Genomic DNA, 24,362 nt, shown 5'->3' with positions numbered 1-24,362 from the left:
GCCGGCTTAAGGCTTAAATGCTTGCTAGCCGGCTGGCGGTAATTGCTTCCCGATTTTGTTGGTGTCGGAACATTACGCTTGGCGGGGGAGTGTTAGGTCAGGGTAATTACTAGGAATAACACCGTCGCGCGCGTCACACTAATAGGACTAGGATGGCGTATGAAACTCAATTTCCCGAACCCAAGCCGTTCCTACGACGACTCCCGGCACTGCGTGTGCTTTTGGGGGTATGACGGTTCGCGCGAGATTTCATTCCAGATAGACGACGCGGCTCTATCGAGTTTCAATCCGCAAATGGGGTCGGGCGAATCGGCCGTCCTCGCCGCCTTCGATCTGTACCGCGAACGCATTCTTCTGAAGGCCGAAGGCCTGTACGTACGCGGCTCGCAAAACATCTTCAAGATATCCTGAGCCTATTGGACGTACTTGCTCCGGCGGGTCGCCGTACGCTAGCGCGCCTGCGAACTGCGCTTCAGTCCTTGCCGCGTATAAAATCGCAGCATGCCCAAGCTAATTTCCTCTGAAAGCCAGACCCCGCGCTCCAAGCAATCCGGGGTAGAGCACGCGTTGCCTTTGCATACGCCCGGCACGGCGTCGTTATTGCTGGCGGCGTGCATCGCGACAATTGCGTGGCTGGCGCTCGCCACGCAAACCGACGTCACGGTCCACCGGATGCTAGCCCGGGGCTTAAGCGTATTCGATGGGTTTGAACGCCTTAGCAGCTATCTGACGAACCTGACCGTATTTACTGTCGCCCTTTGTTTTTCGTTCGTCGCCGCACTTGGCCGCTCGCCGCTCGGGCGATTTTTTCGCAAGCCGCCGGTGGTGACGGCGGTCGTGGTGTACATCGTGTTTGTCGGGCTGGCTTATAACCTGTTGCTGCGTCACCTGTGGACGCCTTCGGGATATCGCGCGGTCCTCAACGAATGCCTGCACACCGTTATTCCCGTGTTGTCGATAATCTACTGGGTGTTGTTCGTGCCGCGCTTCCATCTGACATTGCGGCAATGCCTGCTTTGGCTGATCTATCCGCTAGGTTATCTCTGCGTCACACTCTGGCGCGGCAGCACGTCGGACTTTTATCCTTATCCGTTCATTGATGTCGGTGAACTCGGCTATCCGCATGTGCTGTTCAACGCGACCTTGCTCGTGCTGGCTTTTGTCACGCTGATGGGCGTGTTCATTGCGTTTAATCATAGGCGTCCGCATTAGCGCTTGATCGGGTGGCCGGCCGCCGGCCGCGTACGTGCGTGACCGGCAAGGCTTCATTCGCATGCAGTGGTTACTTCGGCGCGTAGTGCATGTCGCCATTGCCGAACGACCAGTCCTCGCGATTCACCTCGACCAGGTTGATCCAGACATCTTCTTTTCGTACGCTCGTCTTCGCGTGTATGCCGTCTGCCACCGCGCGGTAAAACGCTTTCTTCATCTCGATCGTGCGGCCGGTGTTCCATGTCACCTGGATAAATACGATCCCCGGCGTGTAGGTCACGCCCAGGTATCCCTCGGCCGGGTAGATCAATTCGTCAGGCGCATGGCGCGTGATGATCTGAAACTTGTCGTGCTCCGGCACTTTGACGACATCGATCATGGCGTCGTACACGACGTTGCTGATTGCTTGAACGACTTCCGGCGATGCAGTCTGCGCAAGATTGATTCGAACGAGTGGCATGGTTTGACCTCAGGCTTAATTGGGAATGGGAACTTGCTGCAATGAAGATTAGACTAGATGGAAACGTGCATCAAGCGCATAGTTTTCATATGAATCATGAGACTCAAGCATGTTATTCGAAGACCTTAAAACCCTGGTTGCGGTGCTCGACCACAATTCGTTGACGCGGGCGGCGGATGTGCTGTCGCTGACGCAATCGGCTATATCGCGGCGGATTCAGCATCTTGAAGCTGTCCTTGGCGCGGAACTTCTGGACCGCAACAGCAAGCCGCCTCAGGCAACCGCGCTTGCGCGCCGGATCTACGAACATGCGGTCCCGCTTATGCGCAGCGTGAATCAACTGCTTGAGATTCCCCGGGAAGACGCTGTGCCGAGCGGGACGTTTCGCTTGGGCCTTTCTCAGGTGGTAGCGGAGGTCGTTTTGTTCGACGCGGTGATGCGTCTGAAAGCGGCGTTTCCGAAGCTCGAGGTCCAGTCGCATACCGAATGGAGCACTGGGTTGTTGCAACAGGTCAGTCTTGGGAAACTGGACGCGGCCACGTTGCTGCTGCCGTCCCCCAGCACGTTGCCGGACAACGTGGCAGGGCGGTTTATCACGACGCTCGAGGTGCTGGTGGTCCAGAGCAGGCGTCGGCCGGTGATTGAGCGTCGCTCGACCATCTTGGCGCTGGCGGACCAGGAGTGGATCCTCAATCCGCTGGGTTGCGGCTACCGTGCCGCGCTGGAACGGGCGATGCAAGGGGTGGGACGCGAACTCAGGTTAAGCGTGGATACGCACGGCACCGAGATGCAACTGAAGTTGATTGCTGCGGGGCTCGGTTTGGGGCTTGTGCCGCGGACTGTGCTTCGCCAGAGTGGTTCGTATGCCGAACTATCTGTTGTCGACGTGAAAGACTTTTCATTAAGTCTCGATATCTGGATGGTCCACCCGGTTCAGTTGGGCAATTTAACACGTGCAGCCAGTGTGTTTGGCGATGCCGTGGCCGAGGGGTTTGCGAATGCATCTGCTGATCGCGCCCGACAGAAAACCGCCTCTGCCGCAACTCGCAAGTCGGTTTCTTCGACGTAGGGGCGTGGCTAAGCTAGCGTTTCTCGGCCGATGCCAACGACCCCCGAGCAGCTTACTCGCCCGACTTCTCAATCGCCCGCCGATACGCCTCACGCGCTTCAATGCGCCGGACGAACGCCGTGAGGTTGGGGTACGCATCTTCGCCGCAGAACTTCACCGCCATCTGGACGGCGAACGACAGCTGGACGTCCGCGCCCGTCAGTTCATTGCCAATGAAATAGTCCCGTCCCGCGAGCTCGCTATTCAGAAAGCCGAGGTGCCTTTGCATTTCACTTTCAATGCGCGGCTGCAGCGGTGCAGCGCCATCGCCAAGCCGGCTTGTGTAGAGCTTGAGCATGAGCGGCAACATCGCGGAACCTTCCGCGTAGTGCAGAAACTGCAAATACCGATTGTAATCACGCGAGTCCGCTGCGGGCGCAAGCCGGCCGTTGCCATACTTGCGCACCAGATATTCGATGATCGCGCCGGACTCGAAGATCACTTCGTCACCGTCACGAATCACGGGGGCTTTACCCAGCGGATGAATCTTTTCGAGCTCGGGTGGCGCAAGCCGCGTCTTTGGGTTGCGCTGGTAAGCATGGACCGTGTAATCAAGTGCGAGTTCTTCAAGCAGCCATGTAATGCGGCGCGACCGGGATTCGTTCAGATGATGGACTTCGATCATGAATAGCCTTGTGATTCGAACGTTGAAGAAAGGGACGACCAGCGAATAGCACGCAAGCTACGGTCCACGTCAATGCGGTAACCGTGTGGTAGCCCGTGATGCTGCGATCGCGCATGCTGGCCTACGGCTTGACGAAACGCAGCGTCATGCGGTCCGATTCTCCAATGGCGGCGAAGCGCGAGCGGTCAGTGTCGCCACCCCGGTAGGTCGGCGGCAAGGACCACACGCCGTGCGGATAGTCCTTCGTATCGCGGGGATTGCTGTTGATCTCACTGCGCGCGGCAAGCTTGAAGCCCGCTGCCTGTGCATGCTCGATCACGTAGGCTTCGGTCAGGTAGCCGGTATCGATCATTTGCTGAACCGATGTACCCGGTATTGCGCGATGCTCTTCCACGCCGAGCACGCCGCCCGGTTTCAGGACCGAATAGAACGCACGAAGGTTGGCATCGACTTGGCCGTCTTCTATCCAGTTATGGATATTACGGAACGTCAGCACGCGATCCACTTGCAGCCCGGCCGGAAAGCCGCTGAACTGCCCCGATTGCAACGTGCCGACCACGACCGTTCCGAAGATGTCGGGAGAAGCCGCGAGCTTGCGCTCGAACAAGGCGTTATTCTTGGCTTCCCCGGCAGGAAGCGCTCCTTGAGGCGGCAGATATTGCGCTTCGTAAAGCGTGCCGCTTGCCCGCAAATAAGGCCCGAGGATGTCGGTGTACCAGCCGCCGCCCGGCGCGATTTCCAGCACGCTCTGGTTCGGTGCGAGGCCGAAGAATTCCAGTGTCTCCTTCGGGTGCCGGTAGACGTCGCGCGCTTGCGCCTTTTCTCCACGATGCGGCGCGGCGATGGCGGTATCGAGTGATGTCGATACGGTAGGTGTCGCGCACGACGCTAGCAGCAGGGCTGCGGGCAACGCCAGAAAAGCACGCCGCATGAGACGGGGAGTTGGGAGTATTTTCATGCGGGTTATTATCGGGCAAAGCGCGACGCTTGTCAGAGCGTGTTCTGCTTTACCCCGCGCGTAGGACCGGTGCACTATCGCTCAGAGCAGCGTCCTGACGTGCCATAGCTCAGGAAACAGCACCACGTCCAGCATCTTTCGCAAATAGGGCGCACCGCTGGTTCCACCCGTGCCTTGTTTGAAGCCGATGATCCGCTCAACGGTGGTGACGTGACGGAAGCGCCATTGCCGGAAAGAATCTTCGAGATCGACGAGCTCTTCCGCCATCTCGTAGAGCTCCCAATGCTGCGTTGGCTCGCGATACACCGTGAGCCAGGCGGCTTCCACGCTGGCGTCGAGTGTGGTCGGCTGAGTCCAGTCGCGCTCCAGCCTTTCCGGTGCGATCGGAAAGCCGCGGCGGGCAAGCAGGCGGATGACTTCATCGTAGAACGAGGGTCCGTCAAGCGTCGCCTTGACCTCGGCAAGCACGTTCGGACGATGCGCATGCGGCTTGAGCATCTGCTCGTTCTTGTTACCAAGCAGGAACTCGATCTGCCGGTACTGATGCGACTGGAATCCAGACGACGCCCCCAGATAAGGCCGCATTGCCGTGTATTCGGACGGTGTCATGGTCGCGAGGACGCTCCATGCCTGGACCAGCTGATCGAGAATGCGCGAGACACGCGCAAGCATCTTGAACGCTGGCGGCAGGTCATCGCGACGCACGGCGGCGAGCGCCGCATGCAGCTCATACAGCGCGAGCTTCATCCATAACTCGCTCGTCTGGTGCTGCACGATGAACAGCATTTCGTTGTGGTCGGGCGAGAGCGGGTGTTGCGCTGCAAGGAGCGTATCGAGCGAAAGGTAGTCGCCATAGCTCATCGAATCGGAGAAGTCGAGCTGTGCGTCATGCCAGCCTTCCGGTTTCTGCACAGCATCGCCTGCCGTTCCCGTCTTCGTTCCATAGCCCATGGGACAGCCGCCCGTGCCTTCGCTTTCATGTGATTGTGTCATCGCGTGTTCTCCGCCTGGGTCAGGTAACGGCGCCACGTTCGGCGAACTCGGGTGCACGCCATGCTTCGGTCGCAAGCACGTCGCGCAGTGTTTCAACGGCGTCCCATGCATCCACATAGCGCGTATAAAGCGGCGTGAACCCAAAACGCAAGATGCGAGGCTCGCGGTAATCGCCAATCACGTTACGCGCGATCAGCGCCTGCATGACCTCGTACCCGTGCGGATGTTCAAAGCTTGCCTGCGATCCGCGTTCGGCGTGTGCCCGCGGCGTCACGAGCTGCAATGGAAATTCGCTGCAACGTGTCTCCACGAGTTCGATGAACAGGTCACTCAGCGCCAGCGATTTCCGGCGCAACGTGGTCATATCGGTTTGCCCGAATACGTCGAGGCCGCATTCGACCATCGACATCGAGACAATAGGTTGCGTGCCGCACAGGAACCGGCCGATACCGTCATCGGGTCGATACTCAGGGCTCATTTCAAAGGGTTTTTTGTGTCCCCACCAGCCGGACAGCGGTTGCGAGAAATTATTCTGCAGCCGCTTGGGCACCCAGATAAACGCGGGCGAGCCCGGTCCGCCATTCAGGTACTTATAGGTGCAGCCGACCGCGTAATCCGCGCCGGCGGCGTGTAAATCGACCGGGACCGCGCCCGCTGAATGAGCCAGGTCCCAGACTGCGAGCGCGCCCGCTTGATGGATCACGCGGGTCAACGCGCTCATGTCGTGCATGGCGCCGGTGCGATAGTTCACGTGCGTGATCATGGCGACGGCCGTGTTCTCGTCGATAGCGGTGGCGAGCTCGGATGCATGATCGACAAGTCGCAGTTCATATCCGCGATCTAACTGCTCGATCAGGCCTTGCGCGATGTAGAGATCGGTCGGAAAATTCGAGCGTTCGGAGACGATGACACGGCGCTTCGGATCGCGCTCGTTGGCTACCCGCAGCGCTGCCGACAGGATCTTGAAGAGGTTGATGGAGATGGTGTCGGTGACGACCACTTCGTCCTCGGCCGCGCCAATCAACGGAGCCAGCTTGTTGCCAAGCCGCTTGGGCAACGCGAACCATCCTGCGGTATTCCACGAGCGGATCAAACCGTCGGCCCATTCGCCGGTAATGACAGCGGCGGCGCGTGAAGCGGCGGCCTTCGGCGCTACGCCAAGCGAGTTGCCATCAAGATAGATAGTGTCGTGACCAAGCGCGAACTGGTCGCGCAAATGGGCTAGCGGATCGTCGCGGTCGAGTGCCGCGGCATCGTCTCTATGGTTCATTGAAGCGTATTCCGGTGAGTTATTGTGTCCGTGCGTGACGGAAATCCACGTCTCGGCGCCGTCTGGCGGAGCGCGTGCCCATGCATAAAGCTTAGCCGAGAACGTGCTTTAATTGATTGCGAAACAAACGCGGCGCTTGGATCTTGATGCAATATTCTTCGATGAAAACCGCGCTTAAGCGCGATAAATTGATGGCGATCTGTTATGTGTGGCATTCGGGTGCGCTCACCAAGGCGTGCGCCGGATCGCTTAAGCTGGCGCCGCTCGCCGGCAGCGGCGTCACTTGCGCTACTCGCGTTACTCTCGCGCTACTCTTTACCATGCAGCCAACCCTTAGCTAGTTACCTGGATAGATCATCGCTCATGACCTCACCCGTTCTCACCTCGACCCTGACCGACTGCGTCGACAACCACTTTGACCAGGAGGTCCAGTTTCTTTCCGCGCTCGTGCAAAAACCGTCTGACAATCCGCCGGGCGATTGCGCGGGCCACGCGGAGATGGCGGCGCAATGGTTGGAAAGGATCGGCTTCGCGGTCGAACGCCACGTAGTGCCGGCGCAAGACGTCACGCGCGCCGGCATGATCAGCGCGACGAACCTGGTGGTTCGCCATCGCTTTGGCGCGGGGCCGGTGATCGCGCTGAACGCTCACGGCGACGTGGTGCCCCCCGGCGATGGCTGGACCGCCGATCCATACGGCGCGGAGATTCGCGATGGTTTCATGATCGGGCGCGGGGCGGCGGTATCGAAATCGGACTTTGCCACCTATGCGTTCGCGTTGAAGGCGTTGATCGAGAGTGGTGCGACGCTTGCCGGGACGGTGGAGCTGCACCTGACCTATGACGAAGAAACTGGCGGCCTGATCGGACCGGAGTGGTTGCTGAAGCAGGGCATCGTGAAGCCTGACTACGCCATCTGTGCAGGCTTTTCCTATTCGATAACGACCGCGCACAATGGCGCGATCCACCTGGAAGTCACGGTGCGGGGCAAGTCGGCGCACGCGGCGCGGCCCGATACCGGGTATGACGCGCTGGAGGCCGCTACGGCGGTGCTCAATGCGCTGTATGCGCATCGGGCAGCATTGCGCGAGATCCATTCGCAGACGCCGGGCATCGACCATCCTACGTTAGTGGTGGGTCTGATCAAAGGCGGCATCAACACGAATGTGGTGCCCGACAAGGTGAGTTTGCGATTCGACCGGCGCGTGGTGCCGGAAGAGAATCCGCAAGACGTGCTCAAGCAATTGAAGGCGCTGATCATGGCGTCGGTGGAAGGCTTGCCGGGCATTGGCGTGGAGATACAAGAGGTGTTGGTGACGTCGCCGTTGCGCTCGCTTGACGGTGCGGAGCGCTTGTCACAAGCGTTGCAACGAGCGGCCCTGGTTACGCTGCAACGCGACATTCCTACCGAAGGTGTGCCGCTTTATACCGATGCCCGCTTGTATTGCGAGGCGGGCGTACCGACCGTCATTTATGGCGCCGGTCCGCGCACGCTGCTTGAGGCTAATGGACATCGGGCCGACGAGCGGGTCGCGCTTGAAGACTTGAAGGTAGCGACGAAAACAGTTGCGATTGCGCTTGCGGATTTGCTTGGACCAAAACCCTAAGTGTTTATATGCTTCGTTCCTTTGCGGCCTTGCAAAGGAACGAAGCCGTATCCCGCTTTAAAATCCAACCGCCGCTCCCCGCAGCAAGCAGCAAGCAGCAACCGCAGGCCGCCTCAATCTCCCCAATCGACCGGTATTCCAGGCTCCTCCCGCTTGGGCATTCAGCACGTCTTCAAAAACGCGAACATAATTCCGAGTGTCGTTATTTGAGCTTCACTGCGGCGCCCGGTCGTCCGTCGCGAAGCGCGACAGGTTGAACCTCAATCTCGAATCAAACCACTATGAAAACATCAGAAGAGACAAAGCATTCCTGGCTTTGGCTGATCTTGCTCATTCCGTACGTCGCCTTGCTCTGGCTGCCTTTTTATAACGATACCCGCCCGTCTTTCGCAGGGTTCCCATTCTTCTATTGGTATCAGTTTCTATGGGTCCCGCTGACTTCGCTGATCATTTACATCGTATATAGAGGTGTCAAATGAGCGATATCGTTCCGGTCAACCCGGTGGCCATGACCGTCTTTATCGCCTTCTTCCTGCTGGTGACGGTAGTGGGATTTTTCGCGGCGCGCTGGAAACGCGGCGACCTGACGCAACTGCATGAATGGGGCTTGGGCGGCCGCCAGTTCGGCACCGTGATTTCATGGTTCCTGGTAGGGGGCGATTTCTACACCGCCTATACCGTCATTGCCGTACCCGCTTTGGTGTATTCCGTAGGCGCCTATGGTTTCTTCGCGCTGCCTTACACCATCATTGTTTATCCGTTTGTGTTTGCCGTCATGCCGAAGCTATGGAAGATCGCTCACGCGAAGAACCACATTACGGCCGCCGATTATGTGCAGGGCGAGTATGGCGGCAAGTGGTTCCCGGCGGCCGTGGCAGTGACCGGTATTGTCGCGACCATGCCGTACATTGCATTGCAACTCGTGGGCATGCAGGTCGTGATCAAGGGTCTGGGCGTGAGCGGCGAGTTGCCGCTGATTGTTGCGTTCGTGATCCTCGCGCTCTACACGTACACCAGCGGCTTGCGCGCGCCGGCCATGATCGCGTTCGTGAAGGACATCATGATTTATATCGTGGTGATCGCGGCGGTCTGGCTGATTCCATCGAAACTCGGCGGCTACGCGCACGTGTTCGACGCCGCCGACCAGTTCTTCACAGCCAAGGGCGGTGCGACCGGGATTATCCTCAAGCCGACGCAATTCACAGCCTACGCATCGCTTGCGTTAGGTTCGGCGCTTGCCGCGTTCATGTATCCGCATACCATGACCGCGATATTGTCGTCGTCGTCGGCTGCTACCGTGCGCAAGAATGCTATCTTCCTGCCCGCGTACACGCTGCTGCTCGGACTGATCGCGTTGCTCGGCTACATGGCGATTGCCGCGGGCATCAAGGTGCAATCCGCGTCCGATGTCGTGCCCGCGTTGTTCGGGCAGTTGTTCCCTTCATGGTTCGTCGGCTTCGCGGCCGCGGCCATTGCGATCAGCGCGCTCGTGCCGGCGGCAATCATGTCGATTGGCGCCGCGAACCTGTTCACGCGTAACCTGTGGCCGATGATGGCGCGTGACATCACGCCCGAGAAGGAAGCGAAGACAGCGAAACTGGTATCGCTAGTTGTGAAGTTCGGTGCGCTGCTGTTTATCGTGTTCCTGCCGACGCAGTATGCGATCGATCTGCAATTGCTCGGTGGCATGTGGATCCTGCAGATATTCCCAGCCATGGTGTTCTCGCTTTACACGCGTCGGCTGAACACGCCGGGGCTGTTCCTCGGCTGGCTGGCGGGGATCGTGCTCGGAAGCGGCATGGCGATCGCGCAAGGTTTGAAGCCGGTGTTCGCGCTGCATGCAGGGGGCGCGACGTATCCGCTGTATATCGGGCTGATCGCGCTGGCGTTGAATATTGTGGTGGCGTTTGTTGTATCGATGGTCACGCCGAGGCGTGCGCAGGTTCAGCAGGCGACGTAGGGAGGAGGGCGAGGGCGCCGTTGCTCGGGTCGATGCGCAAGATTTTTCGCGCATTGAGCTAGTCATCTGCACGTCGCTAGCGCGTGTCGATTGTGGAATCCGAATCCGGCCTGTAAGCTTCGGCGTCGAGCGTTCCTTGCTCGTTGTTCCCCCGTGATTTGCAGTACTTCGGCAACACTTCCGCAACATTCCCCTGTTTCCAAATCGATGCAACATTCAAACGTTTACTCCCCGCGCCGCCGTTCATTGCTGACGTCTGCGCTCATGATCCCCATTGTCAGCGCGTGTACGTCGTGGCGTGCAACCACCGGCAGTTCATCTGCAGAAGACCAGCTGAAGCAACTGGAAAGCAATGCCGGAGGACGCCTTGGTGTAGCTGCGCTGAACACCGCCGATGGCAAGCGGGTGGACTTTCGCGCGGACGAGCGTTTTCCGCTCTGCAGCACCTTTAAATTAGTGCTGGTATCCGCGGTCCTTGAACAGAGTGCGCTTCAAAAGGGGCTGCTTGATCGTCGGATTCATTACACGCAGAGCGAGCTGCTGTCGTGGGCGCCCATCACCAAAAAACAGATCGCTACAGGAATGACAGTCGCGGAACTCTGTGCTGCCGCGCTGCAATATAGCGACAACACTGCAGCCAATCTGTTGATGAAGCTGGTAGGCGGCCCGGAAACGGTGACTGCATTCGCTCGCTCGATCGGCGATAACCAGTTCCATCTGGATCGCTGGGAGCCTGAACTGAATACCGCGATACCCGGCGACCCGCGCGATACATCCACGCCGACGGCGATGGCGCAAAGCCTGCAGCGCGTGGCACTAGGTGATGCGCTCGGTGCTTCGCAACGCAGCCAACTGCAAACTTGGCTGCTAGGCAATACCACCGGTGCCGGAAAAATCGCTGCCGCTTTGCCGGCGCATTGGATGATCGGCGACAAGACCGGTTCGGGCGACTACGGTACGACGAACGACATCGGCGTACTGTGGCCACCAGGAAAACCACCCGTTGTCCTGACCATTTACCTGACTCAAAGAGAGCAGGACGCAAAGGCGCGTAACGACGTGGTGGCATCGGCGACGCGGATTGTCGTGGGTGCGTTTGCGTGAGTGGTTTCTGGCGCACTTCGCCCTGACCTTTCCATGACCTCTCGATGACATCTTTGTCATCAAGCTTCCACACGTCTCCGGGCGCGCTAACATTAGGCAAGAGGAGGACGCTTTGGCGCTCGCCCTGCATTTGTCTACCGGGCGCACGTCAAGCGCGTCGTCCTGAAACCCGGAGGTACTCCATGATTTCCACGAAGCAAAATCCTGCCACGTTCCTGCGTTCGCGCGGCGCGGCGTTGTTGACGGCTATCGGCCTGGGCGCCGGCATCTTGTTCGCATCCATGCACCTGGCGCATTCGTCAGAAGCCGCAGTCGTCATTGCACCCCCCGCGCTCGATGAACCCGCGAATGGAACGCACCAGGAAACCGCCGTGCTGGCAGGCGGTTGTTTTTGGGGCGTTCAAGGCGTGTTCCAGCACGTCAACGGTGTGACGAAAGTTGTGTCGGGCTACGCCGGTGGTCAACCCCAGACCGCGCAATACGAGACCGTCAGCGGGGGCCAGACGGGTCATGCCGAATCCGTGCAGATCACTTACGACCCGACGAAGATCACTTACGGCAAGTTGCTGCAGATCTATTTCTCGGTCGCTCATGACCCGACGGAATTGAACCGGCAAGGCCCGGACAGCGGAACGCAATATCGCTCGGCAATCTTTCCGGCCAACGACATGCAAAAGCGCATCGCGCAAAGCTATATCGCGCAACTCGACAAGGCGCATGTCTTCTCCTCGCCGATCGTGACGAAGACAGACGCGCTCAAGGGTTTTTATCCTGCCGAGTCTTATCACCAGAACTATTTGACGCTGCATCCGGATGCGCCGTATATCGCGATCAACGACCTGCCCAAGGTCGAGAACCTGAAGCGCCTGTATCCGACGCTGTATCGCGACAAACCGGTGCTGCTGAGCGTGGCAGCGGAGTAATGGAAAGGTGGTGGAGTTGAAACCCGCGGCCTGACGGCTTGCGGGTTTCTGCCGCTCACGCGATCGATCGACGCCGCGGCTCAGCGGTTTTCTATCAGCTTGTCGACGAGTTCGCGTCCCGCATGATAGGCCGCGTCCAGCGCCTTTGCTTCGGTCTCGAAGTCGTTGCCGAGCTCATAAAACTGGGTACGTTGCCCGGCATGACGCAGGTCCGCGCCCGGTCGGCACACGTACCCGTTGTAGTGGTAAGGGGTATCTGGCGTGGGAGGTCCATATGCAAGGATGGGCAGCACCCAGATCTCAAAGCCCCTGTAGTCTATTCTTTCCCACATGGAAACCTCCCTCCTCAGGATCGCGGGACCGCCGCGAGCGGCTATGACCGGCGAGATCGGCACGCCATCATTGCCGGTACCAAACCGATGGAATCTAGACCGCCCCGCCCAACACGCGAGCGACGAAGTGCCTGCCCCAAGCTTCTCCGTGCGCAATGGCCTCCGCCATCGTGACGTAAGGCCCGTGACTACCGGTCAGTTCTCCGGAATCTTCGGCGTGCGTGCGGCCATGAACCGGCGTTCCGTCATGGCGAGTCACAATCACGCGAACGTTAAAACCGATCACCTTGTCTGCATCAGGTGGATCGTATTTCGACTCGACGTTTATAGTCAGAAGGTAGTCGCCAACTTCAACATCTTGATGCATGGCCGTCTCCCTGTTCATCGAGGAGTCTTATTATGACCGCGAACGCCGTGGAGACCCTTGATTTACGAAAAGCGGCGGCCGACTTGAAAATCCACCGCCGCTTTCGCTAAGGCCAGTAACGACTTACTGCGATGCCTGCGTGCTCTTGCGCAGCTTCGCGACATCAGCCGTACCGACTGCGGGCGCGCCATTGTTCCATCCAGCGCGAATGAACGTGAGCACATCGGCGATCTGCTGATCGTTGAGCACCGGCGCGTATTTCGGCATCGGATACGCAGCGGGGATGCCTTGTATCACGAGATCCTGCGTGCCGTTCAGCGTGACGCTGATCAGCGACGATGCATCCTTCTCCAGCACGTTCGGATTGCCCGCCAGGGGCGCTAGCAGCGGTGCGAACGCACGGCCATCCACACCGTGACAATGCATGCAGTACGCGGTGTACACCTTCGCACCTGCATCGTTGGCGGGATGCTGGAGGAGAGCGGCGGTAGCCTTCGAATCATAGGCATAGGCCGGCGCGTTCGTGCCGCCTGCCGCCGGCAACGACTTCAGATACGCCGACATGGCTGCCAGATCCTGATCGCTCATGCCCTGTGTGCTGTGGTTGATCACATCCGTCATGGACCCGAACGCCGACGCATGGGCATTCGCTCCGGTCTTCAGGAACGTGGTCAAGTCAGCATCCGACCAGCGGCCCAGCCCGACGTTCTGCTCGCCCGTCAGGTTGGACGCAAACCAGCCGTCGAGTACACCGCCTGTCAGCCACGCGCTGCCGCTTTCATCCCGTGCTTTTTCCTGAAAAGCAATACCGCGAGGCGTGTGGCACGCGCTGCAATGGCCCAGGCCCTGGATCAGGTAAGCACCGCGATTCCACGCAACATCTTTGCCGTCCTTGTCGCGATACACGTCTTTATCGAGGAACACCATGTTCCAGAACCTGAGCGGCCAGCGCATGTTCAGCGGGAACGGAATATCCGATGGCCGGTTCGCCTGGTTCACCGGCGCGACCCCTTTCATGAAGTACGCGTAGAGCGCCTTTACGTCGTCGTCGCGGACCTTTGCATAGGACGTGTAGGGCATTGCCGGATAGAGGTTGTGACCGTCCTTCGCCACGCCCTGGCGCAACGCCTTTTCGAAATCCTCCTCGCTCCACTTGCCGATACCCGTATCCGGATCTGGCGTGATGTTGGTCGTATAGATCTTGCCCATGGGTGTGGTCATCGGCAGGCCGCCGGCGAACGGCTTGCCCTTGGGCGCGGAATGACAGGCTACGCAATCGCCCACTTTCGCGAGATATGCGCCACGGGCAACCAGCGGATCGTCATTTGCAACGGCATGAGCCAGCAGAGGCAAGCCGAACGTGAGCGCCAGGGAAGCAACAAGATGTTTGATCATTGTGTGTTCCCTCATGCGCTTTGCAGTTGACGGCCAACGGGCAACTGCCGCAAGCGCTTGCCGGTGGCGGCAAAAATCGCGTTGGTCAGGGCGGGCGCGAGAGCCGCCGTCCCGGGTTCACCGATGCCTCCCGGCGCCTCGCTACTCTTCACGATATGCACCTCGATAGGCGGCGCCTGATCGATTCGCAGCATCCGGTAATCCGTGAAGTTGGATTGTTCGACGCGGCCGTCCTTGATCGTGATCTCGCTATACAGCGCTGCCGTGATGCCGAAGATAATGCCGCCCTGGATCTGCGCCTCGATGGTGTTCGGATTGACCACCATGCCGCAATCCACCGCGCAGACCACGCGGTTCACGGCCACTTCGCCGTCGCCGTTCACGGTGACGTCCACGACCATGCCGAAGAAGCTGCCGAACGCGTGCATCACCGATACCCCGCGTCCCTGGCCCTTAGGCAGCGTATTGCCCCAGCCGGCTTCACGAGCGGCGACATCGAGCACGTTCTGCGCGCGCGGTGTCTTGCCCAGCAAGTCGTGGCGATACTTCACCGGATCGACCTTCGCCTGCGCGGCCAGTTCGTCCATGAAACTTTCGACCACGAAGGTGCCGCGAGTCGGACCTACGCCGCGCCAGAACGCGGTGGGCACGTCCATGGGTTCCTGGCGCACATAGTCGATCAGTTGATTCGGGAGGTCGTAGGGAAGATCGGCGGCCACTTCCACCGCATCCGGATCAACGCCGTTCTTGACCGCAGGCGGGGCGAACCGCGCCAATATAGACGACCCCACAATGCGATGCTGCCACGCGACCGGGCGGCCATTGGCATCGAGGCCGGCGGAGATGACATCGTAGTAGTACGGGCGATACATGTCGTGCTGGACGTCCTCCTCGCGCGTCCACGTGACCTTCACGGGCGTGCCGACCTGCTTGCCGACCTTCAGCGCCTGGCCGATGAAATCGGTTTCCAGCCGGCGTCCAAAGCCGCCGCCGAGCAAGTGGTTGTGCACGGTGATCTTGTCGGCGGTAAGACCGGTGATCTTCACGGCGGTATCCACTGCACGCGTGGGCACTTGCGTGCCGACCCAGATATCGCAGCCATCAGCGCGCACAGACACCGTGCAGTTCACCGGCTCCATGGTGGCGTGCGCGAGGAAGGGTTGCTGGTACACGGCGTCAACGCGTGTCTTGGCGTCGTTGAAGCCCTTCTTCACGTCGCCGTCCTTGCGCGCCACCGCACCATCGCGCTTCGATGCATCGGCGAGCTGCTGGACTACCTTGGCCGTCGAAAAGTCCGCACCGCGGCCTTCGTTCCATGTGATATCGAGCGCTGCCGCACCGCGCTTGGCCGCCCACGTATGGTCGCCGATCACGGCTACGCCGTTGTCGATCCGGATCACCTGGCGAACGCCGGGGATTTTCTTCGCGTTCGTATCATCGACGGAGGCAAGCGTTCCGCCGAACACCGGGCTGTTCACGATGGCGGCATAGACCATGCCCGGCACCCGCACATCGAGTCCGAACACTGCCGTGCCGTCCACTTTTTCAGGCGAGTCGAGGCGCTTGGCAGCGGTGCCGATCAGCTTGAAATCTTTCGGGTCCTTGAGCGGCACGTTCTGTGGCGCGGGCAGGTTCGCGGCGGCATCGACGAGTTGTCCATAGCCGATGCGGCGATTGCTCGCGGCATGGACCACTTCGCCTTTCTCTGCGTGGCACGACGCAGCGTCGACCTGCCATTGCTGCGCCGCAGCGGTTATCAGCATCACGCGTGCCGTTGCACCGGCCTTTCGCATGGGCTCCCATGCATAGCGGATCGAAGTCGAGCCGCCGGTCAACTGGCCGCCGAGCAGCGGGTCCATAAAGAGCTTTTCGTTGGGCGGCGCGTGATCGATCACCACGCTGTCCAGCGGCACTTCCAGTTCTTCCGCAATCAGCATGGGGATGGCGGTATAGACTCCCTGACCCATTTCCACCTTGGGAATCACCAGCGTAACCTTGCCCGTTGCGTCGATCTGCACAAACGCGTTGGGCTCGAATACACCGCTTTGCGGCGCTTCGTTGCCGTCGCCGCCGATCACCGACTTACCCTTGGGTGCCTCGCCCTGGCTTGCCGCGGGCAGGCTGAATCCGAGCATCAATCCGCCGCCAACCGCAGCGCCGACCGATATCCCCAGCTTTAAAAATGTGCGCCGATTAAGGCCGTCGGGCGTGCGGCGGTTCTGTGCATCGAGTAATCCTCGCGACATGTCACGCCCCCTTGGCGGCGTGCTTGACGGCGGCACGGATACGGTTGTACGTACCGCAGCGGCAGATGTTGCCCGCCATTGCAGCGTCGATATCGGCATCCGAGGGGTTGGGGTTCGAGGCGATCAGCGAAGCCGCCGACATCACCTGACCCGACTGACAGTACCCGCACTGCACAACATCGAGCGCAAGCCATGCCTCCTGCACTTTCTTGCCCACGGGCGTGGTGCTGACGGCCTCGATGGTCGTCACCTTTCGATTGCCCACCGCCGCGATCGGCAGCACGCAGGAGCGTACGGCCTGACCGTCGAGATGGACTGTGCACGCGCCGCATTGCGCGATACCGCAGCCAAATTTTGTGCCCGTCAGACCGACCAGGTCACGCAGCACCCAGAGAAGCGGCATGTCGGGAGGGGCGTCGACCGTGTGAGATTCGCCGTTGATGGATAGGGTCGTCATCTGCAACTCCTGTTGTCGTGAGGGATTTTTATAGTCGTTCTTAATCCGAAACCTTATACAAGATTACGAAGATTCGTGCTGAGTCGCCTGTAGGCCCTGGTTGCGCGCGTGTGGGCCGCGAGATACCTTGACGAACAAGGTCATTGCTAGCGTGCCGATCGGGCAGGCGCTGCGAGCGGTCGTCTATGTGGCGAACGCGGTGCATGAAGGGGACGGTACGTAGAATATGCAACCGCGTGGGTTGGCGGGCGAGAGTGCGCTGCAAATGTCGGGCAAGCAGGGAGCGCCCTGTTCAGGTGCAAAGCGCGCCAGGCAGCTTTTTCTTGGTGCTGCCATATTTGTCTGAGTGCTGATCGTGTCGTGCAGGCGCGCTTCTATTTATTTTCGACAGATCAGGAATAAATCCGGTGGGAAATGGGTTTGCCCTTGTACCAACCCGTTAAACACACTGGAGTCGAAAATGAAGACACTTTCCTTGCTCACGTTGTCCGTCGCCGTCCTCTTTTCATCGAGCGCTTTCGCGCAAGGACTGACCCGTGCCGAAGTCCGCCAGCAACTGGTGGAAGCGCAACAAAATGGTTCGGAGTACGTGTCGGATGCATCGTACCCGGATGTCCCGCCGGTGTTTCAGAACCAGGCCGACAATCAGAGGAAAAACGCGAGCGCGTATGGCGGCGTTGCTGCCGGCTCGAACGCTGGCGCGCCGCGCGCACGGATGAGTGGTTCGCAAAGTCCCGAAACCTGCGTCGGACCTGTGAGCTTCTGCAATATCTATGCAGGGTCGTGAACAGAGTGTGTCGCGCAATTGGTGGTCGTGTGACCGCCAAGCGTTACTGCTGAGACAGACCGGGCCAATCAATGTCCGGCGAGTCACACGCTACAACCCAAATGCTGGGCATGGCGCAGACCGATTCATCGTCTGCGCCGTGCTCGTTTGATCAGACCGGCATCTTGCGGAACGCGATCGCAAAACGGTTCCAACTGTTGATCGACGACACCAGCAGCGTCAGGTCGACGATCTCTTCCTGAGTGAAATGCGGATGCACCGCTTCCCAGACGGCATCGGGTACGTGGTCGTGGGAGACCAGCGTGAGCGCTTCGGTCCATTCCAGTGCTGCGCGTTCGCGGTCTGTGAAGAATGGCGTCTCACGCCATACCACCACGGCTGCCAGCCGGCGATCCGTCTCGCCGCCCTTGCGCGCATCGGTCGTGTGCATGTCGACGCAAAATGCACACCCATTGATCTGCGATGCACGCAGACGAACCAGTTCCGCCAGCGACTTTTCCAGCGATGACTTACCGATGTACTCTTCCAGCCCAACCAGGGCCTTGATGGCGGACGGCTTTGCTTTGTAGAAATCCAGACGAGTTTGCATGACGGCTCCTTTGATTTAGACGATGCGCAACGCGGCGCGACATGAGTAAGACTAGACGCTTCACTGGATCTTTCAAATAGCCGATTTTGCCTAATTTCAGGTAACCAGTGATTAAGCCTCCGAGCCTGGTTAGCCTATGTGTGCCAGCCACTCGAGCGGCGGCGGGCTCGCCGTCTAGCCAGACTTCCGCACGCTAGCAAAACGCTTAAAGAAAAAACCTGAGTGCGAGAAATAATGCGCTTCCTTGACTTGGATCATTGAACGTTCGAGCTCACTATTTCCACATGTTGAATCATCTCAATATTGGTCAATAATGCGAGAAATCATGTGAATCTTAGCGCTCGGCAAATTGGCGCAAGTGCTTTAAGCTCATCTACCAGAGCAGTCGCGTGGTTTATAAAAAATGAGCTGTAGTGAAATACTGCAGACACAAAAACCCGATCGAGGGATACAACGGTGGGCATACGCAGCTTCGTCTTAACTTTAGTGCTGCTCGCGACTTCAAGCCTGCATGCATTCGCCGCTGGCGAGGCGGCGCCGGCCGAGAAGGCGCCTGACACCATGCAGGCGCGCGTGCTTGGTTGCGCGGCGTGCCATGGCGCGCAGGGTGAGGGCACGAGCAACGACTATTACCCGCGGCTCGCAGGCAAGCCCGCTGGTTATCTTTACAACCAATTGCTCGCCTTTAGGGACGGTCGTCGCAAGTACCCGCCAATGAATTATTTATTGGCATATCTCCCTGATCCGTATCTGATGAAGATTGCGGAGTACTTCGCCGCCGAGCATCCGCCATTTCCCGCGCCTGCGCCTGTCACTGCCGATACCGCGACGCTTGCGCTAGGCAAGACCCTGGTCAATAGCGGTGCCGCGTCACGCAAGATTCCCGCATGCGTTGCGTGCCACGGTGCGGCACTGACGGGCATGGAGCCGTCCATTCCGGGCTTGCTTGGCCTGCATTCCGATTACATCAGCGCGCAGTTGGGCGCATGGCGCTACGGCACGCGCACCACGCTTGCTCCCGATTGCATGCATGGCATTGCCACGAAACTGGCCGACCGGGACATCACGGCCATTGCGGCGTACCTGGCTTCGTTGCCCGCGCCGGAGAATCCGGCACCGGTGGCGGCGGGGTCACTCAAGATGCCGCTCGCTTGCGGCACTGTTCCTAATCAATAGGCGAGGAAATAGACGTGTTCAGTTTCCGTGCCCTAATGCTTTTTTGCGCTTGCGTCGTGACTTTGAATGCACAAGCCGCCGATCCCGCAGTGATTGCACGCGGCGAATATCTCGCTCGCGCCGGCGATTGCATTGCCTGCCACACGGTGCCCGCCGGCAAACTATTCGGTGGTGGCCGCGGGATGGAAACACCGTTCGGCACGCTCTTTACGCCGAACATTTCATCGGATAAAGAGACTGGTATCGGCAAGTGGACCTCGGCTGAGTTCTACACCATGATGCATACCGGCAAGGCGCGCGACGGCGAACTGCTTTATCCGGCCATGCCGTTTGCCTCCTATACCAAGGTCACGCGCAGCGACTCCGACGCGATCTACGCCTACCTGCTGTCCACGCCACCCATTCATCAGCCTAATCGCGCGCATGAATTACGGTTCCCATTCAACCAGCGCTCCTTGCTGTACGGATGGCGCATGCTGTACATGAAGCCCGGTGAATACCAGCCTGACACCACGCAATCGGTGGAATGGAACCGCGGCGCTTACCTTGTCGAAGGGCTCGGGCATTGCACGATGTGCCATACCGCAATCAATGCACTGGGCGGCAATTCGCCCTCCAAGCGCTTCGAAGGCGGCTTGATCCCGGTGCAGAACTGGTATGCACCTTCGCTCACGTCGAACAAGGAAGCGGGGCTGGGCGACTGGAGTATCGAAGATATTTCGGACCTGCTGCAGTCGGGCGTGTCGAATCGTGGAGCGGTATACGGGCCCATGGCGGAGGTCGTGTACGACAGCTTCCAGTATCTGACGGACGAAGATATTCGCGCGGTAGCGGTCTATCTGAAGACGCTGCCGGCGCGATCGGGCGACAAGCCTGCGCCGGCAACCGCCGCGGTCGTCGAACAACAGACCAGTCTTTCACCGCTGGGCAAGAAGATCTACGACGCCCAATGCGCGCTGTGTCATGCGTCGCAAGGGCAGGGCAAGCTGCCGAATTTCCCGCCGCTGGCGAACAACCAGTCGATCCAGATGACCTCCGCTGTGAACCCGATTCGCATGGTGTTGAATGGCGGATATGCTCCCGGCACGAAGAAGAACCCGATGCCCTACGGCATGCCGCCGTTCGCTCAGTCGCTCTCCGATGTCGAGGTCGCGGCGGTCGTTACGTATATCCGCACGGCGTGGGGCAATCACGGCACGCCGGTCGGTGAAAAGGAAGTCAACACGTTGCGCTCAGCTCCACTTTATTGAGGACGTCATGACTGATTCCGAACAAGAAGATGCCGCCGTCGATGAGATCGTGCGAGACGGCCCGCACGGCGCCATTGCACTGGCTGGCACGTCAACGGCCATTGTGATCGGCTTGTGGTTTGCGTTCTATTTCCTGGTCTTCTTACCCCGCGGCGTTATCCAATGAGCACTGAACACCCGTCGCATGCGTCTGCCGACATAGCCGCGCGCATCGAGCGCAAATGGGCGCTTATGGTCGTCATCATTCTCTCGGTGCTGGTCGCCATGACGATCTTCACCGGCCTGCATTGGGCCATGATGCCGCCATCGAGAGTGGAGACCGTGCGGCCCGAAACGCTTAACGTAAGCGGTGAATTTATTGAAAGCAACCTGGGCAGCGCAGTTGAAGCGGACGGGTCGGTTACCGTGCGTATTGTTGCGCAGCAGTTTTCGTTCACGCCGCAATGCCTGCTGATTCCAACCGATACGCCCATCACCTTTCGCGCGACCAGTGCCGATGTGGTGCATGGATTCCTGATCACGAACACGAATATCAATTCAATGGTCGAGCCCGGTTATATCTCCACCTTCAAGAGCACGTTCACGCAGCCGGGCGAACACTTGATGCCATGTCACGAGTTCTGCGGCTCCGGGCATCAGAGCATGTGGGCGCACGTCAAGGTGATCGATAAAACGGCTTTCCTCAAGATGGCAAACGCTAACGGTTCGCGGAGACTCAGCTGTGTTAAATAGCAAGCGACTCGTTCTCGCGCATTTCTGGCTCGGTTTCATCAGCTTCGGCGGCGCGTTGCTGCTCGGCGCGTGGCAGATGTGGGTGCGCAGTCCGCTGCATCCGTGGCTGAAGAATCCGGAGCTTTACTATCGCTCGGTCACGGCGCACGGCTCGGCCATGGCCTACGTGTTCCCTACGCTGATCGCCATGGGCTTTGGTTATGCGGTCACCGAACTGGCGCTGAAGAAACCACTGGTTGGAGCGCGCTGGGCTTGGGCGGGTTTTATCCTCGTGGCAGTGGGGACGGTCACGGCGATGGTCCCTGTCGCCATGGGCCTTGCCTCGGTCCTCTACACCTTCTACCCGCCGATGATTGGCAACGCGTTCTACTACATCGGCATCGTGCTGGTGGTGGTCGGTTCGTGGATTTGGGTCGCGCTGATGTCGATCAACCTGGCCTTGTGGAAGCGCGAGCATAAGGGTGTGCCGGTCCCTCTTGCGATGTTCGCCACCTTGGCGGGCGCGTATCTATGGGGCTGGACTGCGGTCGGTGCGGCGATCGAGATCCTGTTCCAGATCCTGCCCGTGGCGCTTGGCTTCAAGACGACGATCGACGCCGGCCTTGCCCGTGTGTTCTTCTCGTGGTCGCTGCATGCGATCGTGTACTTCTGGCTGATGCCTGCCTACATAGCGTATTACACGATCCTGCCGCGGGCGATCGGCGGCCGTCTGTACAGCGATTTGATGGCGCGCATTTCGTTCATCCTGTTCCTTGTGGTTTCAATGCCGATCGGCATTCACCATTTGTTTGCGGATCCGCAAGTCGGTTCGGGTTTCAAGTTCATGCAATCGGTGTTCACGGCGCTGGTCGCGGTGCCTACCTTGCTGACGGTGTTCACCATTTGCGCATCGGTTGAAATAGCCGCGCGTTTGCGTGGTGGCAGGGGCACGTTTGGCTGGATCAAGGCGTTGCCCTGGGACAATCCGTTGATGCTTGCGCTTGCATTTTCGTTCGTGATGCTCGGCTTTGGCGGGGCGGGCGGCCTCATCAACATGAGCTACCAGCTCGACTCGACCATTCACAACACGCAGTGGATCACCGGTCACTTTCATCTGATCTTCGGCGGGGCGATTGTCATCATGTATTTCGCGATCGCCTATGATTTGTGGCCGCATCTTACCGGCCGCGCGATGACGGATTTGAAGCTGATGCGCCAGCAGTTGTGGTTGTGGTTCATCGGCATGATCGTGGTGACGTTTCCATGGCATTTCTCCGGCATTCTCGGCATGCCGCGGCGCATGGCCTTCTTCGATTACACCGACCCGGAGATCGCTGCACAGGCGTTATTGGTGATCATCTCGACTATTGGCGGTGTGATCCTGGTTGTCTCGGCGGTGCTGTTTTTCATCGTGCTGATTCGCAACCATCGCGGACCGCAGAGCGTGGTTGACGAGTACACGTTCAGCACGGCGGTGCATGTATCGAAGACCATTCCGGTCGCGTTGAACAGCTTTGCCCTGTGGCTTGCGCTGATGATTGGCCTTACGCTCATCAACTACGGTTATCCGGTTGCTTCGCTGCTATTTCGCTCGGACACATCTGTCCCTGCGATTCAGATTGGAGGGCCGCAGCGATGAGCGATGAGCGCCTGTTCTCGTTACGCAACCCGTGGTTCACGGTCACGGTCGGCGGCCTGCTTGCGATGGTCGTGTTCTCGGTTGCCGTGGGTTTCATATGGCTGCCCTCGGCGCAAAGCGATCAACCCTTCCAGGGCGTCTGGAATGCGATCTGCAGCGCGGCGGGCGTCCCGCAGCAATGGTTGCGCGGGTCGTCGGCCACGCCGGTACCGCTGGTGCAGACCAGCGCGGTCGCCATGACGCCGCAACTGCTGGCGGATTCCAGCAGCACGTCGATCGGCCGCGGCGCGACCTTGTCCATGCGTTGCACCATGTGTCATGGTGTGCGGGGTATGAGTGATGCTAACTCACCGAATCTTGCGGGCCAGTATGCTTCTGTGATTTATAAGCAGTTGCTCGACTTTCAATCCGGTGCACGCCGCAGCGCGGTGATGTCGCCGATGGTCCCGAATTTGAGCGACCAGGACATGCGCGATCTTGCTGCTTACTATGCGTATTTGCCTAGGCCGGTGGCACTGCGATCGGATGCGGCGCCGGCCGTGTCTGTGCCGGATATTGTGTCCCATGGTGCGCCAATGCGGAACATTGCTACTTGTGCGGCTTGTCATGGGGGTATCGATCACAAGGCAGGGGCTCCGTGGCTCGAGGGGATGCCGGCTGCGTATACCAGGGCGCAATTGCAGGCGTTCGCAAATGACACGCGGCATAACGATATCAACGAGCAGATGCGCAATATTGCGAGGAATATGACGCCCGGGGAAATCGATGCAGCGGCGGGGTATTATGCTGGGGCCCAGCCATGAGCGTTGGTTTTTCGCTCGCGCCGGTGGACGGGTTTGGGGTTTTGGTGTTTTGGGGCTAGCGGTTGGGGTCGGTGCCGGGTGGCCAGGTTCATGCGTTAGCGGTCTTAGTCATTGCCGGGTTGCTGCTTTCAAGGTTTGTGGTTTGCTTAGGTTTACTTATTTCTTTATCACTATTAGCCACTGTGCGTGGCGGCACGGGCGGATTCAACTGGTGGTCGCAACACCTATAACTTCTGCAAGTTTATCGGCGGGCGTCATAAAGTCGAGGGTTTTACGTGGTCTTCCATTCAGAAGTGCGGCGACCTTGTTCAACTCGGCTTGTGAATAACCATCCAGGCGTGTGCCTTTAGGGAAGTACTGACGTAGCAGGCCGTTCGTATTCTCGTTGCTAC

General features: G+C 59.3%; 27 protein-coding genes. 15 read left to right on the top strand and 12 right to left on the bottom strand.

From position 1 onward, the window contains the following. Positions 1-159 precede the first annotated feature (159 nt). The gene (locus tag FH08_RS0123970) at positions 160-411 is read left to right on the top strand and encodes a DUF1488 domain-containing protein (RefSeq protein WP_031360797.1); all 252 of its coding nucleotides are present in this window, start codon (positions 160-162) and stop codon (positions 409-411) included. A 90-nt stretch (positions 412-501) separates the two neighbouring features. After that, positions 502-1,212, top strand: coding sequence for a Pr6Pr family membrane protein (locus FH08_RS0123965; protein ID WP_051888470.1), 711 nt, complete (start codon positions 502-504; stop codon positions 1,210-1,212). 70 nt (positions 1,213-1,282) lie between these two features. Here FH08_RS0123965 and FH08_RS0123960 read toward each other — a convergent pair whose 3' ends face one another. After that, positions 1,283-1,672, bottom strand: coding sequence for a tautomerase family protein (locus tag FH08_RS0123960; protein ID WP_031360795.1), 390 nt, complete (start codon positions 1,670-1,672; stop codon positions 1,283-1,285). Positions 1,673-1,781: 109 nt separating this feature from the next. Between FH08_RS0123960 and FH08_RS0123955 the strand changes: the two genes are divergently transcribed. Further along, positions 1,782-2,741: a LysR family transcriptional regulator gene (locus FH08_RS0123955; RefSeq protein WP_035567024.1), complete on the top strand. Its 960-nt coding sequence runs from the start codon at positions 1,782-1,784 to the stop codon at positions 2,739-2,741. A 52-nt stretch (positions 2,742-2,793) separates the two neighbouring features. Here FH08_RS0123955 and FH08_RS0123950 read toward each other — a convergent pair whose 3' ends face one another. The 4 genes from FH08_RS0123950 to kynU form a co-directional block, all read right to left on the bottom strand. Beyond that, positions 2,794-3,405, bottom strand: coding sequence for a glutathione S-transferase family protein (locus FH08_RS0123950; RefSeq protein WP_031360793.1), 612 nt, complete (start codon positions 3,403-3,405; stop codon positions 2,794-2,796). Positions 3,406-3,526: 121 nt separating this feature from the next. Continuing rightward, on the bottom strand, positions 3,527-4,363 hold the full coding sequence (locus FH08_RS0123945; protein ID WP_031360792.1) for a class I SAM-dependent methyltransferase: 837 nt from the start codon (positions 4,361-4,363) through the stop codon (positions 3,527-3,529). 81 nt (positions 4,364-4,444) lie between these two features. Continuing rightward, complete coding sequence (gene kynA, locus FH08_RS0123940) at positions 4,445-5,356, bottom strand: tryptophan 2,3-dioxygenase (protein ID WP_031360791.1); 912 nt, start codon at positions 5,354-5,356, stop codon at positions 4,445-4,447. Between the two features lie 19 nt (positions 5,357-5,375). Then, the gene (gene kynU / locus FH08_RS0123935; protein ID WP_031360790.1) at positions 5,376-6,626 is read right to left on the bottom strand and encodes a kynureninase; all 1,251 of its coding nucleotides are present in this window, start codon (positions 6,624-6,626) and stop codon (positions 5,376-5,378) included. A 363-nt stretch (positions 6,627-6,989) separates the two neighbouring features. Between kynU and FH08_RS0123925 the strand changes: the two genes are divergently transcribed. From FH08_RS0123925 to msrA, 5 genes are all read left to right on the top strand, one after another. Then, the gene (locus FH08_RS0123925; RefSeq protein ID WP_031360788.1) at positions 6,990-8,231 is read left to right on the top strand and encodes an ArgE/DapE family deacylase; all 1,242 of its coding nucleotides are present in this window, start codon (positions 6,990-6,992) and stop codon (positions 8,229-8,231) included. Between the two features lie 281 nt (positions 8,232-8,512). Further along, positions 8,513-8,710 carry a DUF3311 domain-containing protein gene (locus FH08_RS0123920; RefSeq protein ID WP_031360787.1) on the top strand — a complete coding sequence of 66 codons (198 nt, stop codon included), beginning with the start codon at positions 8,513-8,515 and terminating at the stop codon, positions 8,708-8,710. Beyond that, positions 8,707-10,191, top strand: a complete 1,485-nt coding sequence (mctP, locus tag FH08_RS0123915) for a monocarboxylate uptake permease MctP (RefSeq protein WP_031360786.1) — start codon at positions 8,707-8,709, stop codon at positions 10,189-10,191. The genes FH08_RS0123920 and mctP overlap by 4 nt, the downstream gene beginning before the upstream one ends. A 207-nt stretch (positions 10,192-10,398) precedes the next feature. Next, positions 10,399-11,295 carry a class A beta-lactamase gene (bla, locus tag FH08_RS0123910; RefSeq protein ID WP_031360785.1) on the top strand — a complete coding sequence of 299 codons (897 nt, stop codon included), beginning with the start codon at positions 10,399-10,401 and terminating at the stop codon, positions 11,293-11,295. Between the two features lie 182 nt (positions 11,296-11,477). Next, the gene (gene msrA, locus FH08_RS0123905; protein WP_031360784.1) at positions 11,478-12,218 is read left to right on the top strand and encodes a peptide-methionine (S)-S-oxide reductase MsrA; all 741 of its coding nucleotides are present in this window, start codon (positions 11,478-11,480) and stop codon (positions 12,216-12,218) included. Positions 12,219-12,298: 80 nt separating this feature from the next. On the opposite strand, the gene FH08_RS0123900 is transcribed toward msrA, so the two are convergent. From FH08_RS0123900 to FH08_RS0123880, 5 genes are all read right to left on the bottom strand, one after another. Beyond that, positions 12,299-12,550 (bottom strand): hypothetical protein, encoded by a 252-nt coding sequence (locus FH08_RS0123900; RefSeq protein ID WP_031360783.1) that lies wholly within the window; start codon positions 12,548-12,550, stop codon positions 12,299-12,301. A gap of 94 nt (positions 12,551-12,644) precedes the next feature. Continuing rightward, the gene (locus tag FH08_RS0123895) at positions 12,645-12,917 is read right to left on the bottom strand and encodes a hypothetical protein (RefSeq protein WP_031360782.1); all 273 of its coding nucleotides are present in this window, start codon (positions 12,915-12,917) and stop codon (positions 12,645-12,647) included. Positions 12,918-13,040: 123 nt separating this feature from the next. Then, a complete protein-coding gene (locus FH08_RS0123890; RefSeq protein ID WP_235210476.1) occupies positions 13,041-14,312 on the bottom strand; it encodes a c-type cytochrome in 1,272 nt (423 codons plus the stop codon). An 11-nt stretch (positions 14,313-14,323) separates the two neighbouring features. Further along, positions 14,324-16,558, bottom strand: coding sequence for a xanthine dehydrogenase family protein molybdopterin-binding subunit (locus FH08_RS0123885; protein ID WP_031360780.1), 2,235 nt, complete (start codon positions 16,556-16,558; stop codon positions 14,324-14,326). A 1-nt stretch (position 16,559) separates the two neighbouring features. After that, complete coding sequence (locus tag FH08_RS0123880) at positions 16,560-17,015, bottom strand: (2Fe-2S)-binding protein (RefSeq protein WP_031360779.1); 456 nt, start codon at positions 17,013-17,015, stop codon at positions 16,560-16,562. A gap of 460 nt (positions 17,016-17,475) precedes the next feature. Between FH08_RS0123880 and FH08_RS0123870 the strand changes: the two genes are divergently transcribed. Beyond that, positions 17,476-17,802: a DUF4148 domain-containing protein gene (locus FH08_RS0123870; protein ID WP_031360778.1), complete on the top strand. Its 327-nt coding sequence runs from the start codon at positions 17,476-17,478 to the stop codon at positions 17,800-17,802. Between the two features lie 151 nt (positions 17,803-17,953). Here FH08_RS0123870 and FH08_RS0123865 read toward each other — a convergent pair whose 3' ends face one another. Then, the gene (locus FH08_RS0123865; RefSeq protein WP_031360777.1) at positions 17,954-18,391 is read right to left on the bottom strand and encodes a carboxymuconolactone decarboxylase family protein; all 438 of its coding nucleotides are present in this window, start codon (positions 18,389-18,391) and stop codon (positions 17,954-17,956) included. A 561-nt stretch (positions 18,392-18,952) separates the two neighbouring features. On the opposite strand from FH08_RS0123865, the gene FH08_RS0123860 reads away from it, so the two are divergent. The 6 genes from FH08_RS0123860 to FH08_RS0123835 are packed head-to-tail and all read left to right on the top strand — an operon-like array spanning position 18,953 to position 23,970. After that, positions 18,953-19,567, top strand: coding sequence for a c-type cytochrome (locus tag FH08_RS0123860; protein WP_081889556.1), 615 nt, complete (start codon positions 18,953-18,955; stop codon positions 19,565-19,567). Between the two features lie 35 nt (positions 19,568-19,602). Further along, positions 19,603-20,817 carry a c-type cytochrome gene (locus FH08_RS0123855; protein WP_031360775.1) on the top strand — a complete coding sequence of 405 codons (1,215 nt, stop codon included), beginning with the start codon at positions 19,603-19,605 and terminating at the stop codon, positions 20,815-20,817. Positions 20,818-20,824: 7 nt separating this feature from the next. Then, the gene (locus tag FH08_RS51980; RefSeq protein ID WP_031360774.1) at positions 20,825-20,983 is read left to right on the top strand and encodes a hypothetical protein; all 159 of its coding nucleotides are present in this window, start codon (positions 20,825-20,827) and stop codon (positions 20,981-20,983) included. Further along, positions 20,980-21,549: a cytochrome c oxidase subunit II gene (locus FH08_RS0123845; RefSeq protein WP_031360773.1), complete on the top strand. Its 570-nt coding sequence runs from the start codon at positions 20,980-20,982 to the stop codon at positions 21,547-21,549. Before FH08_RS51980 ends, FH08_RS0123845 begins: the two co-directional genes overlap by 4 nt. After that, on the top strand, positions 21,539-23,167 hold the full coding sequence (locus FH08_RS0123840) for a b(o/a)3-type cytochrome-c oxidase subunit 1 (protein ID WP_031360772.1): 1,629 nt from the start codon (positions 21,539-21,541) through the stop codon (positions 23,165-23,167). The genes FH08_RS0123845 and FH08_RS0123840 overlap by 11 nt, the downstream gene beginning before the upstream one ends. Then, positions 23,164-23,970: a c-type cytochrome gene (locus FH08_RS0123835; protein ID WP_031360771.1), complete on the top strand. Its 807-nt coding sequence runs from the start codon at positions 23,164-23,166 to the stop codon at positions 23,968-23,970. The genes FH08_RS0123840 and FH08_RS0123835 overlap by 4 nt, the downstream gene beginning before the upstream one ends. Positions 23,971-24,174: 204 nt before the next feature. Here the strand turns inward: FH08_RS0123835 and FH08_RS0123830 are convergent. Then, positions 24,175-24,362: hypothetical protein (locus FH08_RS0123830; protein ID WP_031358769.1), on the bottom strand; the 188-nt coding region annotated here is incomplete at its 5' end.

The sequence above is a fragment of the Caballeronia sordidicola genome (assembly GCF_000729995.1).
In the GTDB taxonomy this organism is placed as follows: Bacteria; Pseudomonadota; Gammaproteobacteria; order Burkholderiales; family Burkholderiaceae; genus Caballeronia; species Caballeronia sordidicola_A.
The sequence above is the reverse complement of the archived record's forward strand: the minus strand, read 5'-3'. Positions and strand labels throughout refer to the sequence as shown.